At 59.1% G+C, this 14,961-nt stretch carries 12 protein-coding genes and 1 tRNA gene; 11 read left to right on the forward strand and 2 right to left on the reverse strand.

What is annotated here, in order from left to right:
• Positions 1–76 precede the first annotated feature (76 nt).
• Positions 77–1,087 (reverse strand): ECF transporter S component, encoded by a 1,011-nt coding sequence (locus DPQ25_RS12270; RefSeq protein ID WP_177577061.1) that lies wholly within the window; start codon positions 1,085–1,087, stop codon positions 77–79.
• Positions 1,088–1,227: 140 nt separating this feature from the next.
• On the opposite strand from DPQ25_RS12270, the gene pdxR reads away from it, so the two are divergent.
• Positions 1,228–2,616, forward strand: a complete 1,389-nt coding sequence (gene pdxR, locus DPQ25_RS12275; protein WP_177577063.1) for a MocR-like pyridoxine biosynthesis transcription factor PdxR — start codon at positions 1,228–1,230, stop codon at positions 2,614–2,616.
• A 55-nt stretch (positions 2,617–2,671) separates the two neighbouring features.
• On the opposite strand, the gene DPQ25_RS12280 is transcribed toward pdxR, so the two are convergent.
• A complete protein-coding gene (locus DPQ25_RS12280; RefSeq protein WP_112333473.1) occupies positions 2,672–3,961 on the reverse strand; it encodes a PepSY1/2 domain-containing protein in 1,290 nt (429 codons plus the stop codon).
• Between the two features lie 291 nt (positions 3,962–4,252).
• Between DPQ25_RS12280 and DPQ25_RS12285 the strand changes: the two genes are divergently transcribed.
• The 10 genes from DPQ25_RS12285 (at position 4,253) to DPQ25_RS12330 (ending at position 14,948) form a co-directional block, all read left to right on the forward strand.
• A complete protein-coding gene (locus DPQ25_RS12285; protein ID WP_177577065.1) occupies positions 4,253–4,960 on the forward strand; it encodes a gamma-glutamyl-gamma-aminobutyrate hydrolase family protein in 708 nt (235 codons plus the stop codon).
• A gap of 94 nt (positions 4,961–5,054) precedes the next feature.
• Complete coding sequence (gene murD / locus DPQ25_RS12290; RefSeq protein WP_112333475.1) at positions 5,055–6,455, forward strand: UDP-N-acetylmuramoyl-L-alanine--D-glutamate ligase; 1,401 nt, start codon at positions 5,055–5,057, stop codon at positions 6,453–6,455.
• A gap of 23 nt (positions 6,456–6,478) precedes the next feature.
• Positions 6,479–7,510, forward strand: a complete 1,032-nt coding sequence (locus DPQ25_RS12295; RefSeq protein ID WP_112333476.1) for a zinc-binding metallopeptidase family protein — start codon at positions 6,479–6,481, stop codon at positions 7,508–7,510.
• The gene (locus tag DPQ25_RS12300) at positions 7,503–8,552 is read left to right on the forward strand and encodes a M42 family metallopeptidase (RefSeq protein WP_112333477.1); all 1,050 of its coding nucleotides are present in this window, start codon (positions 7,503–7,505) and stop codon (positions 8,550–8,552) included. Before DPQ25_RS12295 ends, DPQ25_RS12300 begins: the two co-directional genes overlap by 8 nt.
• Positions 8,553–8,588: 36 nt before the next feature.
• Entirely contained in the window at positions 8,589–9,347 is a 759-nt protein-coding gene (locus tag DPQ25_RS12305) for a GNAT family N-acetyltransferase (RefSeq protein ID WP_242978346.1), read from the forward strand.
• 20 nt (positions 9,348–9,367) lie between these two features.
• Positions 9,368–10,636 (forward strand): methionine gamma-lyase family protein, encoded by a 1,269-nt coding sequence (locus DPQ25_RS12310; protein WP_177577078.1) that lies wholly within the window; start codon positions 9,368–9,370, stop codon positions 10,634–10,636.
• An 85-nt stretch (positions 10,637–10,721) separates the two neighbouring features.
• Entirely contained in the window at positions 10,722–12,827 is a 2,106-nt protein-coding gene (locus DPQ25_RS12315; protein ID WP_112333480.1) for a beta-galactosidase, read from the forward strand.
• Positions 12,828–12,859: 32 nt separating this feature from the next.
• Positions 12,860–13,831: an N-acetylglucosamine kinase gene (locus DPQ25_RS12320; protein WP_112333481.1), complete on the forward strand. Its 972-nt coding sequence runs from the start codon at positions 12,860–12,862 to the stop codon at positions 13,829–13,831.
• Positions 13,832–13,848: 17 nt separating this feature from the next.
• On the forward strand, positions 13,849–14,769 hold the full coding sequence (gene murQ, locus DPQ25_RS12325) for an N-acetylmuramic acid 6-phosphate etherase (RefSeq protein WP_112333482.1): 921 nt from the start codon (positions 13,849–13,851) through the stop codon (positions 14,767–14,769).
• A gap of 94 nt (positions 14,770–14,863) precedes the next feature.
• Positions 14,864–14,948 (forward strand) — tRNA-Leu (locus tag DPQ25_RS12330).
• Positions 14,949–14,961: the final 13 nt, after the last annotated feature.

Genomic DNA, 14,961 nt, shown 5'->3' on the forward strand with positions numbered 1-14,961 from the left:
CCGCCGGGCTCCCTGTGAGTGGGAACCGGCGGCGTTATTAGAAAATTCGGTTTTTGAAACGGCCCGGGGCGATAAGCTATTTAGCGGACGGCTTTTTTTGCGCCCTCCGTTGCCCGGAAAAGAAAAAGAACAGAGCGGCTGCCAGCAGAACGGTAAAAATAACGCCGATCGGCAGGTATTTTACCAGCACAGGCGACGCCAGGCTTGAGAAGAGGAAGAGCGCTGCAAGGACGAGCGAAAGCAGGTTGCAGGCTCCGGCTGCATAGGCGTAGGGACCTTTTTTCCAGGAGTAGAGCAGCGCGCAGATAATTTGTACGGCGCTCAGCACTGCTGCGGCCCAATAAAGCGGCGCCGTTACCGTAGGGGTGGGGGCAAGCTCTGCCGCAGCCGTCTGGATGCCCGGCAGAAGCACGGCGATGCAGACAATTTGCAGCACAGCCTGAATGACCAGGAGCACGGCGGTGAGCAGGCGGTGCAGCTCCACTCTGGAAAGGCGGCCCTGCGCCTGGCTGACCACGCCCAGGTACATCTTGTTGCGCTCCAGGGATTTGCGTACCGCGATGGAGAGCGGTACGGCGACCACATCGGCAATGACGGCGTTGACCAGGGTGGCGAGCAGTTTGGTTGTAAGCAGCACGGCGATAGCCTCCTGCGCGTTGCCTAGAAGGGAGGCTTCAATCAGCGACTTGGTCATATAGAGGACGCAATAGGTCAGGGAGCCGCTTACAGCACCGAGGATGATCCGGCCGGCCTTGCGGCCCTCGCTCTTGCCGGACCAGGCGATTGCACCACAGACAAAGGCCATCATAAATTTGTTGATCAGGGTGGTTGGCGCGCTGGTAGCCCAGCCGCCGATGAGGTCAAAGACCCCGGAACCGATGCCCGCTGCCGCTCCGCCGTATATCGGGCCCAGCAAAAGGCCGGAAAGAATGCAGAATACATTGCCCAGGCCAATCATGGTGCGGTCGCCCAGGACGGGAACCGGAATATTCAAAAAAGTACCCACAATGACAAGCGCGCCCATCAAGCCTGTCAATGCAATGTTGACGGTTGTGTTCTTTTTAGTGGCGTTGATATTTAAGCCCATATTCATACCCTCTTTGTCTTATTTTGCAAGCAAAGGCACCGGTACCGTTGATTTGCGGTATAGATTCTGTTATTATAATAGCAGAGAACTGTGCATGTAAAAATACACAGTTTATAAAAAAATAAAGGACACAGATGGTTATGCTTTACGACTTTTTACAACTAGACCGGAAGAGCAGGCTTCCCCTTTACCAACAGCTGTACAGTTCCCTGCTAACGGCTTTGGAAAAAGGGGGAATTCATAAGGGCGAGCGCCTGCCGTCCATCCGGCGGCTGACCGAGGACCTGCAAATCAGCCGGACAACGGTGGAGGCCGCCTATCAGCAGCTTTGTGTGGAGGGCTACCTCCGCAATATTCCGAAAAAAGGCTATTTTGTGCTGGCGGAGGGCGGCGGCAGTAAGGCGATGCCCCGTCCCGCGGCTGAGTGGCACACAGCGCGTGCGCGCTATGACCTGGGAACGGACCGGGTCGACAGCCGCTACTCCGACATCAAAATCTGGCGCAGGCAGCTGCGCGAGGTACTCAACACACAGGAGTCCATTACCTCCTACGGCGAGCCGCAGGGGGAAAGAAACCTGCGGCTACAGCTTTCATCCTATAGCCATGGCGCGCGCGGCGTTTTTGCGCCGCCGGAGTCCATTGTGGTGGGGGCGGGCCTGCAGCCGCTGCTCTACCTGCTGTGCGGGCTGCTGGGCAGAGAAAGGGTGGCAATGGAGGATCGCGGCTTTCCGCAGGCACAGCAAGTCTTTTCCGATTGCGGCGTAACGTGCCGGGTGGTTCCATCCGATGAAAACGGAATTTCGATCCGCGCCCTTCGTGAGAGCGGCGCCAAAATCGTTTTTGTACGCCCGTCAGCTTCCGTACCCGGGGCATCGGCAATGCCAATGCCCCGCCGCATGGAGCTGCTGGCGTGGGCGCGTGAAAGCGGCGGCCTGATTATTGAGGATGACTATAACGGTGAGCTTCGTTACACCGCGCGGCCGATCCCGGCCCTGCAGGGGTTGGCGGGCGGCGGAGCGGTTGCCTACCTGGGGTCCTTTTCCAAGCTGCTGCTGCCGTCTGTGCGTGTGAGTTACATGGTGCTGCCGGGTTCCCTGCTGCCCGCATACCGCCGCCGTGCGAACCGTTATAACCAGACGGCTTCAAAAATCGAGCAGCTGGCACTGGCGGAATATTTAAAAAGCGGGCGGCTGGAGCGCCATCTTCGCCAGCTCCGAAAGCTATATGCCACAAAGAGCGCTTCTCTGCTCGCCTGTATGCGCAGCAGCTTCCCTGGCCTTTCCCTGACCCTGCAGGAGACCTCGCTTTATCTGAGCTTTCCGGTGACGGACAGCGGCGCCCGGCTGCTCTGCGCCGCCGCGGAGGCCGGCGGCGTGCGCCTGCGGGCCCAGCGGGATGGTTCCATGGCCCAGATTCTGCTGGGGTTTTCGGGCATCCCGCTGGAGGAGATCCCGGCGGCGGTGCAGGCTTTGAAAAAGGCCTGGCCGGCAGAGCTGCTGGCGCGGGCCTGCGCGCATAGGGGCGCATAAAGAAAACCGCACGCAGGGCTTACACCGTGCGTGCGGCTGGGGCCTGGGAGCGGAATCAGCGTACCAGAATGCCCTCGTCACTTTCGACGATAATTAGGATCTGTTCCTCGTACCCGGTGCTCGCGTTGATATAAACCAACACACGGTCGCCGTTTTCGCCCGTGCAGTGAAATTCATAGGTGAGCACTTCATTTAAGCCCGGCGTCGGAATCAGGGCCAAACCGCCTTTTTCCACCTTCAGAAGCGGGCTGACCTGCTTTTGCGCCTGCTCCAGAGAAAATGCGGGAGCCTGCGGCTTGCGCTCGGTGTGGTTCATCAGATAACCGGAGGCATTGTATTCGACGACCTCGCCGTTGTCCAGCGCCACGGAAATTTTAATCAGGTCGGGATAATAAAGAACGCCGTCCTTCGCATAAGCATAGTTAATGGTGCAAATATTGTCATTGATGACATAGTAGCTTTCCTGCATATCCGCCAGCCCGCGCTGCTCCATGAACGCACGGGCCGCCTGGCTGGCTTCCTCGTAGCCGAGCTCCGCGCTTTCGACTACCCGGTCCTTGATGAAGCTGACGGCATAGCCGCCGGCCTTGGAGATGGAGATGCGCAGGCCCTCGCCGCTGAAATTATAGGTGGGCAGGTTGCCAGCACTGTCCGTCTCGTCCTGCAGGTCCGAGCTGTTCAGCTCAAGAAACCCGGCGGCCTTTTCCCGGGCCTGCTTTTTGCCGGTTTCCTGTTGATCTTTCAGAAAAACGGATTCCCGCTCCATAATATGGTCGGAGAAGGGGCCGTCGTAAATGAGGGAGGGATAATCCGAGAAATCGTCGGAGATGTCCTTAAAATTACTTTTTAGGGAATCTTCATCGAAGTTCGGCGCCGAATAGGTGAGGTTCCCCCGCAGGGATTTCGCATATTCCTCCAGGCTGCGCAGCTGCTCCAGCTCCTCCTCTGAAATAGATCCGCCCGCCGAGACCTTTGCGGAAAGCGCCATGGCGAAGTCGCCGGTCTGCGCGATGAATTTGCTGACGTTGGTCAGGCTTTCATCGTCGACGGGCAGAACGGCCAGGGAGGCCTTGGCCATGCTTGTCTCCCGCATGAGCTTGGCGGCGAGGCCGCTTTGCTGGGTAGCCGTGTTGGCGTAAATCCCCTTATTTAATGTGGATTCAATGGAGCTGACACAGTCGTTCAGATCCGTAATGGCCCGTTGATAATTGTACTCCAGGCTGGTCCGGTAGCGGGCTGCCTGGGCATAGCCGGTAAAGGTGGTGCTGCCCAGCGCAATGATGGCTGTAATTAAAAGAATAAAAATGAGTGTACGCCATTTTCGTTGCTTCACTATTTTTTCCATACTAACTTTCCTTTTCCAAAAATAGAGTAAGTTTGTTTCTTAGTGTAACCGCTTCGGGCATGCGTATTCTTAAAGTTGTGCGGTGGCTTCACGGTAAGCGATTTTTTATTGGGATGTCTTTTGCGGCATTGTTTTGCGGGCACAGTGGCAAAACAGCGGCGGAAAAATCAGCGAAACGTTTTTATTTTTTTATGGGGATTGTATTTTTCCCCAATATCCGATACGCTGGAACCAATGAGATTTTTTGTTTGCTCCAGCAGAGCAGACGGCGAAAGGTTAGGGGGAATGATGATGGCAAGGCCTGTGATAGGAATTACGCCCGGATTCAACGGTGCGGTGACGGCAAACATGACTTATATCAACGCGATTGCGGCGGCCGGCGGAGCGCCGTTGATCCTGCCCGTTTTGGAGAATGAGCAGGCGATGGCGGAGGTTGCCCGCGTTTGCGACGGCGTTTTGTTTTCAGGAGGGGGTGATATCAACCCGCTTCGCTATGGAGAAGAGCTGCTGCCCGGAGTGGGGGAGATGTCCGCGCCCAGAGATGCGGCGGAGTTCCTGTTGATGAAATGCCTGCAGCAAATGCGGCAGAAGCCGGTATTGGGCATTTGCCGGGGCATACAGGTAATGAATGTGGCGCTCGGCGGAACCCTGTACCAGGACCTGCGGGCACAGGGAGCCGCAACGCTGGAGCACCGGCAGGGATCGGCCTACGAGCGTCCCTGCCACCGGGTAAGGGTTGAACGGGGGACGCTGCTGCATCAGATCTTGCAGAAGGATGTGCTTGAGGTCAACACCTCTCACCACCAGGCGGTCAAGGAGGTCGCGCCCACACTGTGTGCGGGTGCGTTTGCCACGGACGGCGTCATCGAAAGCGTTTGCAGCAGGGACGGGCGCTTTTTCCTGGGGGTACAGTGGCACCCGGAGTGCATGGCGGAGCAGGATGCGGATTCTCAAAAGCTTTTCCGGGCATTTATTTCGGCCTGCCGGTACGAGGGTTGATATTTTGGCAAAAGAACCGTATAATAAGGGCATAGCTTAAGAAAATGTGAGGCCGCGCGGCGGCCTCTGATTTTGAAACGGAGCGGGGGAAATCATGAATAAAGTCGAGAACCGGGCAGAACGTTTTTTTCAACAGATGCAGGGGAAACGCGTGGCCTTTTGCGGCATTGGCGGCAGTAACCTGCCGCTGATAAAAATTTTTGCCCAAAGGGGCGCGGTTGTTTCGGCACGGGACCGCCGCGGCTATCAGCAGGTGCAGCAGGCCGCTGAGCTGGAAAAAATGGGCGTTCGGCTGGTTCTGGGCGATGGCTATTTGCAGGACCTGACGGAGGAGGTTGTCTTCCGCACACCGGGCATGCCCTATCATCTGCCCGAGCTGGAGGCCGCCCGTAGGCGCGGCGCTGCCGTTACCTCTGAAATGGAAGTGTTTATGGACCTCTGCCCCTGCAAGGTTTACGGCGTAACAGGCAGCGACGGTAAAACCACAACGACCACCATCTTGGCAAAAATGCTTGCCGCCGCGGGGAAAAAGGTTCACTTGGGCGGAAATATCGGCCGTCCGCTCCTGCCCGACATCTGGCAGATCGGCCCGGACGATGTAGCGGTGGTGGAGCTTTCCAGCTTTCAGCTGATTTCCATGCGCCGCAGCCCGGATGTGGCGGTGGTGACCAACATCAGCCCCAACCATCTGGATGTCCATAAGGATATGCAGGAGTATGTGGAGGCAAAAGAGAATATTCTGCTGCACCAGAATGCCTTTGCCCGCACGGTTTTAAATTTGGATAATGCATACACGGCCGGTTTTGCCGGTGATGTCCGCGGCAGCCTCTACGGCTTCAGCAGCCTGCAAAGGCCGGAGCGCGGCGCTTTTTTGTCGGCTGAGGGCTTGCTGGTCATGACGGACGGCGGGCAGGAGTTTCCCGTGCTCCGGGCAGAAGAAATCAAGCTTCCGGGCCGGCACAATATTGAAAATTACCTGGCGGCATTCTGTGCCCTGTGGGGGGATGTGGCACCTGAGACCATGGCGCAGGTCGCACGCAGCTTTGCAGGCGTGGAGCATCGCACGGAGCTGGTGCGGGAGCATCGCGGCGTACGCTGGTATAATGATTCGATAGCGACGACCCCTTCCCGCACGGTGCAGGGAATGCTGTCGCTTTTCCCACAGAAAATTTTGCTGATTGCCGGCGGCTATGATAAAAAGGTGCCCTTTGAGCCGATGGGACAGCCCGTGGTGGAAAAGGTAAAGACGCTGGTGCTGATCGGCGCAACGGCCCCGGCTATTGAAAAGGCGGTGCGCGAGGCGCCCGGGTACAGGGAGGGCGCGCCCGTGATTCTTCATGCCGCCACTCTGGAGGAGGCGGTCCGGCTTTGCGGCAAGTATGCGCAGCCGGGGGATATTGCGGCCCTTTCCCCAGCGTGCGCCAGCTTCGATATGTTCCCGAATTATGAAACACGCGGAGATTTATTTAAAGAATACGTACAAAAATTACCTTGAATATGAATAAAAGAGGTGTTTGCATGGAGGATCTACAAAAGCTCAAAAAGCTGCTCGTTGACCTGTGCAGCGCGGCAGGCCCCTCCGGCGCTGAGGAAGGCGCCGCAGACGTGGCGTTGGCGGCGTTGGCGCCCTATGCGCAGGCAGAGGTGGACGCAATGGGGAACGTCCGCGCGCACCTGGGCAGGAAGGGGGCTGCCAGGCATATTTTATTGGATGCGCATAACGACCAAATTGGATTGATTGTGACCGGCATCGACGGAGACGGCTTTTTGAATATAGCGCAGGTAGGCGGCGTAGATCGCCGGATTTTGCCCGGCTGCCCGGTGACCGTGCTGGGGCGTGAGCGGCTGACGGGAATTGTCTGCTGTGTGCCGCCGCATTTGAGCGACGGCGGGGACAAGCTGCAGGAAATTAAGGACATGCATGTGGATGTGGGCCTGCCCAAGGAGGAGGCCGAGCGCCTGGTTCGCCCGGGCGACCGCATTCTGCTGCATTACGAGCCGGTGGAGCTCCTGAACGGGCGGGTATCGTCCGGCGCGCTGGATAACCGCAGCGGGGTTGCTGCGCTGATTCGCTGCGCGCAGCTGCTGCACGGCGAACCGCTCGATTGTGAGGTTACCCTGCTGCTGAGCAGCCGTGAGGAGGTCAACGCGGCGGGCGCGCAGACGGGAACCTTTGCTGAGAACCCCGACGAGGCGATCGTAGTGGATGTGGACTTTGCAGTGCAGCCTGGCCTTGAGGGCAGGGTCAGCGGCAGACTCGGCGGCGGCCCGATGATTGGCTGCACGCCCGGCGTAAACCGCAGGATGACCAGCCGGTTGGTCGCGCTGGCGAAAAAGCTGGATATGCCTTATTCGGTCGAGGTAGCCGGCAGCGACAGCGGCACCAACTGCGCGGTGGTGATTCCATCGCGCGCCGGGGTGCAGACCGCGCTGGTGTCCATACCGCTGCGCTATATGCACACGGCGATAGAGGTGGTAGATGTGGCTGACGTGGAAAAAGCCGCCCGGTTGCTTGCGGAGTATATCAAGGGGGTGCGTGAAAATGGCTGATTGGTCGCTGCTGCGGAGGCTCTGCAATACCTCCGGGGTATCCGGCGCGGAGGATCAGGTGCGTGAGATTATCCTGGAGGAAATCAGGCCCTACGCAGATTCGATTGAAATAACGCCGCTGGGGAACCTGATCGCGGTGAAAAAAGGCCGGGAGCGCGCCCGAAAAAAGCTTATGCTTGATGCCCACATGGACGAGGTTGGCTTTTTGGTCACCTTTATTCGTGAGGACGGGCTGCTGAAGATGACGGCAGCCGGGGGAATCAACCTGCAGGTGATGCCCGGCCGCCCGGTGGCGATTGATACGGTCCACGGCTTGGTTCCCGGCGTTATCGGCGCTAAACCCATCCATTTGCTGGATGAGGAGGAGCGCGGCAAAGCAGTGCCGCTCAAGGATTTGTATATTGATATTGGCGCCGCCAGTAGAGAGGAGGCAGCAGCGTTGGTTTCTCCCGGCGACCGGGTGGTGTTCCGTTCGGTCTGGGACGAAAGCCATGGACGCCTCAAAGCGCGCGCGCTTGACGACCGTGCCGGCTGTGCCCTGCTGGTGGATTTGATGAAAAAGGACCTGCAATATGATATGACCTTTGTTTTTGCCGTCCAGGAGGAGACCGGGCAGAGCGGATCCAGGACAGCGGCGCACATTGTGGCCCCGGATGCCGCAATTGTGGTGGAAGCCACTACCGCCGGGGACTCTGCCGGAGTGCCGGAGGAAAAAAGGATATGCAGCCTCGGCAAGGGGCCTGTCGTGACCTTTATGGATCACGGCGCCATTTACGACCGGGATTATTACCGCCTTGCTTTTGAGGCGGCCGCGGAGGCGGGCGTCCCCTGCCAGAGCAAGCTGGGGGTTGCGGGCGGCAATGATGCCAGGGTCATCCATGCTTCCGGCGAGGGGGTCCGTCCGGTGTCCGTCAGCCTGCCCTGCCGCTATATCCATTCAGCGGTAGGGATGATTTCGCAACAGGACTACCATGACACGCTGGCCATGCTTCAGCGTCTGGCGGAGAAAATAGCCGGCGGGGAGCCGGCTGCGGCGGAGTGACGCCCGCATATGGTTCAGGCTGTTACAGTGTCCGAAATGTTGTATGGGCATGGGCTGGAGGCGGATTTTTTCGGCTGCCGGATTGTCGCATTGGCTGGAGCCTATGGCCTGGCTCAGCCGTTTGTGCGGTTTTGGCGCCAAAGCCAGGGCGCCTACCTGGCCTGCCTGGATGGATCGGCGGTGCTTTCGGGCACAGGAACGGCAGATTGGGAGGAACTCCAGGCCTTTTTACCCGCCGCTGGGGTGCGCTCCGTTCTGTGTGATGCGGCTGTCGCCGTCCATTTGCCGGCGTTTCCAGTACAGGCCGATGGCGTGGTGCTGGCACGCATGCGGGAGGGCGGCGCCGCTGTGCCCGAGCATGAGCTGAACCCGGGGCCCCGGGAGTTATATAGCTTGCTGAAGCAGTGCGAGACCAATACCTTTCGGGCGCCGCCGTTTGAGGGCTTTTACTTGGACCTTTCCCACCGTACCCGGCATGGCGCGGCGGTCAGCGTTGCGGTACGAGAGAACGGCGGAGAACTGGCGGCCTGTGCTTTCAGCACGGTGCAGACCGCTTCCCTGGCGGTAATCTCTGGGGTTGCGGTCCGCCCTGGCTGCCGCGGCAAGGGCCTGGGCAGCCAGGTGGTGCGTGCGCTGCAGGCGCACCTTTCGGCTCCGCGCGTGTGTGTTTACCGGGCGCGGGGGGAGAACGAGGCTTTTTATCGGGCGCTCGGCTTTCAGCAGAGCGCCTCCTTCGTAGAATTGCGGGTACTGCCGGAACAGCCGGAGCGATTGATGAGAAGATTGATAGAGTAAGGAGTAATAGAGCTTTGCAGATTCATCCTTTTTTTGAAATAGACCCCAGCATCATCCAAAATGCAGAGGCCGCGGCGGCAAGACTGGCGCCGGTATTTGCGCGTATTGATGAGACAACGGACTATAACCAGCAGAAGATGCTGGCGGCTTTCGGCAATGCCGGTGTCAGTGAAAGCCATTTTGCCGCCAGCACCGGCTATGGCTACGGGGACCGGGGACGGGAGGCGCTTGACAGCGTCTATGCTTATGCCTTGGGCGCGGAGGATGCGCTGGTGCGCCATAACTTCGTCAGCGGCACCCATGCCCTGACGGTCGCGCTGTTTGGCATTTTGCGCCCGGGCGACACCATGCTTAGTGTGACGGGAAAGCCCTATGACACCCTGCAGGGTGTCATAGGGCTTACGGGTGACGGCAACGGTTCGCTGAGGGAGTTCGGCATCCGCTATGAGCAGCTGGATCTCCTGCCCGGCGGTACGCCTGATTATGCGGGAATGGAGCAGCGCATCCATCCAGGCATTCGCATGGTGTACATACAGCGTTCACGCGGCTATAGCCTGCGCCCCTCCCTGTTTGTTGCGGAGATTGAGCGAATCGCGGCGGTTGCCAAGCGCTTAGCGCCGGACTGCATTGTCATGGTGGATAACTGCTATGGGGAATTTGTTGAGAAAGATGAACCGGTCAGCCGGGGAGCCGATCTGATGGCGGGTTCGTTGATCAAAAATCCAGGCGGCGGCGTTGCGCCTACCGGCGGGTATATCGCGGGCCGGCGGGATCTGGTAGAGAGCTGCGCCTACCGGTTGACCACCCCGGGCCTCGGCAAGGAGGTGGGGGCAACGCTTGGCAATAACCGCGAGCTTTTTATGGGCGCCTTCCATGCACCGCATGTGACTGGCGAGGCTTTGAAAACGGCGGCCTTCGCGGCGGCGTTGTTCAGCGGCTTCGGCTATGAGGTTACCCCTCGCTGGGACGAGCCGCGGGCGGATATTATCCAGGCGGTGCTGCTAGAGAAGCCGGAGGCCCTCATCGCCTTTTGTCAGGGTGTGCAAAAGGGAGCGCCGGTGGATTCGTTCGTGTTACCGGAGCCGTGGGATATGCCCGGCTACGACAGCCCGGTCATTATGGCGGCGGGCGCCTTTACGTTGGGCGCATCCATCGAGCTTTCGGCCGACGCGCCTCTGCGTGAGCCCTATGCGGTGTGGCTGCAGGGCGGTTTAAATTTTCACAGCGGGCGTCTGGGCATCCTCCTCGCGGCACAGTCCATGCTGCGCCGGGGCCAACTGAAGCAATGATATATTTATTTACAAAAGGCGGGCGGATTTTTCTGCCGCCTTTTGTCATTAGGGGTCCGGAAGGACTCATAGGGTGGGGGATAGGATGAAAAATTGTGCGGTTATTAAGCAGGGGGAAGCTTTTTTGCTGGATGTGGACGGGCGGACGCTTCCGCTTTACGCCTACATGACCTACCAGCCTGAAAAGGGGCGCTACCGGGATTTTTTGGACGCGGGCGTCCGGTTGGTGTCCGTGGCAGTGTACGCCGGGGACAGGGGGATTAACCCCTCATCGGGTATTCGCCCGTTCCGGCCTGGTTTTATGGCCGGCCCGGGCGTCTATGATTTCCAGTGGGTGGAACAGGATTTTAGAAAGGCGGTCTGTGGGGAGCGCCCGGGCGAGGTGTTTATCCTGCCGCGCCTGATGCTGGAAATGCCCGGTTGGTGGGAAAACGCGCATCCGGAGGCTCAGTGCCTGGATGCCTCCGGCGCGCCGGTCCGGTGTTCCTTTTCATCGCCGGTCTGGCTGGCGGCCTGTGAGGAGGCAATGGATCGCTTCGAGGCTTGGCTGCGGGAGAGCGGCTGGGCGGATTATGTGATTGGCTGGCACCTGGCTGCGGGTTCTACCGAAGAGTTTATCCGCCCGGTATTGCACCCGCTGCAGTACTGTGACTACTCTCAGGCTGCCTGCGCCCATTACCGGCGTTGGCTTGGGGAGCGCTACGGCTCCGTCGAAGCGCTGAACCGGGCCTGGGGCAGTGCCTGGACCGGCTTCGCGGCCATAACTCCGCCGTCGCCGGCGGCGCGCCGCTACAGTGGGAAGGGCGTTTTCCGTGACCCGGCAAGAGAGCAGGAGCTTCTTGATTTCTATGCCTTTCACAGCGAATCGCTGGCCTGGTTTATCCGCGAGCTGAGCGCCCGGGCAAAACGGATTTTGAACCGCTCCAAATTGGTGGGAGTGTTTTACGGGTGCATCAATATCGTCGATCCCGAGCTTGCCCACAACGCTTTGGAGGGGTTGCTGGACTGCCCGGATATTGATTTCTTTGCCAGTCCGTTCTGTTACTCAGAAAATCGCTCCACAGAGGTGGACTGGCCCTTTCAGGCCGCGCTGGAGTCGGCTAAGCTGCATGGAAAGCCCTGGTTTGTGGAGGCGGATGTACGCACCTACCTTTCCCGGCCCATCAGTCAATGTATGGCCTTTGCCAATCCAGCGGCGAACGACCTGTATGAGGGGCCGGTCTGGTGGGGGCCGGAAACACAGGAAAAGTCGCTGCATGAGCTGCTGCGCGCCTTTGCGCGCGTACTAAGCCATGGTGCGGCGGTGTGGTGGTTTGATATGTGGGGCGGATGGTATGATGACGAAGCCCTGCGGGCCTTTCACCGCTGGGCCTTTGATTATTACCAGCGCGCCGTGCGCGGCTCGTTGATCTGCCATGCGCAGCTTGCGGTCTTTCTCGATGAAAAGGCGCTCAACGGCATAAACGATGCCGGTTTTGCAGCGGTTCTTGTGCATCAGCAGCTTATTGAGGCCGGTTGGTGCGGAGTACCCTATGACGTCTATCTCCTGAGTGATCTGGAAGCGGTAAATCCTGAAAAATACCGTGCGGCGCTGCTGCTTTCCCCAGCAGGGCTGACGCCGGCCCAACAGGTGGGACTGTCGCGGTGGAAGAGCGAGGGCCGCACGCTGATGTTTACCGGGCTTCCCGGCTACCTGGGGGGCAGGCCCGGGGAGGGGACGGGTATAGGCTGTGAGCTGTCCGGCGGCATGATGCCTCTTCAGGCCCGGTGGCGGGAGGGCGTGTACCCGCCGCAGCCCTTTGACGGGCCGTGTGTATCGCTGAACTGCGCAGATGGAGACGTGCCTCTTGCCAGCTCGGAAGAGGGGCGGCCGGTGGCGGTTCTGCGGCGGTTGAGGGATCATCAGGTTTTCTGGAGCCTGGCGCCCTGCATCCCGCAGGAGCTGTTGCGTGAACTGCTGCTGATCTCCCGCGCCCATGTCTATACCTATTCGGGAGACTGCATCTATACGAGCGGGGATAATATCGCCATTCACGCCTGCTCTGAGGGTGCAAAGCGGGTGTACCTGCCCTACAAGGGCCGGGCGGTCGACGTACGTACCGGCGAGGAGCTCCCCGGTACAGAGGTTTTCTTTGAACTGCGCATGAAAAAAGGCGAGACGCGCCTTCTCCGTATTGTATGGGCGAAATAAACGGTGCTGTGTAGAGTAAAGGGGTTGGAGTCTTGATTATTGGTATTGACGGCGGCGGAACTAAGACCGAGGCAGTGCTTGGCAGGGAGGACGGAACGGTGCTTGCCTATGCCGCGGCAGGCAGCACAAACCCGGTAGATATAGGCGTTCATACCGCGGTTGAACGCCTGAATAGCCTGCTGAAGCAGCTCTTATGTTCCTGCTCCTGCGGAGAAAATGAAATATCGGCGCTCTATGCGGGTATTTCCGGGGCAGCGGGCAGAGAATTGAGCGCACAGCTGCGTGATGGCATGGCTGCTTGCCTGCCTCACGCTGAGCGGATCATTTGTACCAGCGACGCATTGAATGCTTTTTACGGTGAACTGGGAGGGCGCGACGGCGTAGCGCTGATTGCCGGGACAGGATCTTCAGCCTTTTGCGTGCAGCAGGGCCAGGCTCTACAGGTAGGCGGCTGGGGTTATCTTATTGATGACGCGGGCGGTGGTTTTTGGATTGGCAGCTCGGTTCTGCGCGCCGCATTTCGTGCGGCGGATGGACGGGGGCCTGAAACGGCGCTGAGAGGGCTGGTGCAGGAGAAGCTAGCTTTGCCCCTGCAAGAGGGAATCGGTCGAATCTATGCGGGAGGGAAGCGCTATGTGGCCTCCTTTGCACCCCTGGCCTTTGCGGCTGCCGGGGCGGGGGACACCACTGCACGGGCGATTGTTGAAACGGCTGCCGTGGAGCTGGCGCTGCTTCTGGCAGCCTGCGCCCAGCGGTTTCAGGCTGGCGGGCAAATTGACTGTGTTCTTTCCGGCGGCCTTTGGCGGGCGCCCTTGCTGTGCACGGCCCTTAAGCGGCAGCCGGGCGCAAGGGGCTACCGCTTTGTCCATGCAAGCCTGCCGCCGGTTTATGGAGCGCTGACTGCCGCTGCCGCCTGTACCGGCGCGGTACAGCAGGAGGAATTTCGTACACGGTTTTCCGGGAGCCTGGCAGGGTTCCGGGCGGCCTGTGACGGTCAAACCTAAAGGAGGAGTCGACAGACATGAATTATCAGGCGCTTTCAACGGAGGAATCCAATCCCAAAAGTGAGTTTCTCGACCAGATGCCGGCATTGGAGATTGCAACACTGATGAATACGCTGGATGCCACGGTTATAGAGGCAGTCCGGCAGGCATTACCCCAGATTGCCGGGACTGCGGAAGAAGCAGCCCGCAGGATAGCGGCGGGCGGACGGCTGTTTTATGTGGGGGCAGGCACGTCGGGGCGCCTGGGGGTGTTGGATGCGTCCGAGTGCCCGCCAACCTTTGGCGTCAGCCCGGAAACAGTCGTTGGCATTATGGCGGGCGGCAATGCCGCGTTGCGCAATGCGGCTGAAGGAGCGGAAGATGATGCCGCGATGGGCGAAGAGGACCTGCGGAGCCATATGCTTTGCAGCCGGGATATAGTAGTGGCTATTTCTGCCAGTGGGTCGGCGCAATATTGTATTGGCGCGCTTCAATATGCCGCCGCGGTCGGTGCATTTCCGGTGGCAATGTGCTGCAACAGCGGTGCGCTTCTTTCAAACTATGCACGAATCGCGATTGAAATGCCCACCGGGGCCGAGGTGCTGTCCGGGTCAACCCGGCTGAAAGCGGGGACCGCAACAAAGCTGGCGTTGAATATGGTTTCAACAGCGGCGATGGTACGCCTCGGTAAAGCCTACGGGAACCTGATGGTGGACGTGCAGCCCTCCAACGCAAAGCTTCGCAACCGCGCGCATAGGATTGTGATGAAGGCCTGCAAAATTACTGAGCCCGAAGCAAAGGCGCTTCTTCAGGCCGCAGGCGGTAATCCCAAGCGGGCCATTGTCATGAAGCTGGCGGGGACAAATGCCGGCGCTGCGGAACAAGCCCTGGAACAGGCAGGGGGATTTGTACGGACGGCGATTAAGAAAATAAAAGAAGAGGATTCGGCTAATGGATAAATGCGGGTAAGTACATCGAAATAGGGACTTGCAGAAAACGCCTTTATCCTGTATAATAATTATACAAGGCAGAATGCTGGTCTGCCTGTTATTTGCGGATATGGTGGAATTGGCAGACACGCCAGATTTAGGTTCTGGTGCCGTAAGGCATACAGGTTCAAGTCCTGCTATCCGCACCAAATCGGAACGAGT

The sequence above is a fragment of the Hydrogeniiclostridium mannosilyticum genome (genome assembly GCF_003268275.1).
Taxonomy (GTDB): Bacteria; Bacillota; Clostridia; order Oscillospirales; family Acutalibacteraceae; genus Hydrogeniiclostridium; species Hydrogeniiclostridium mannosilyticum.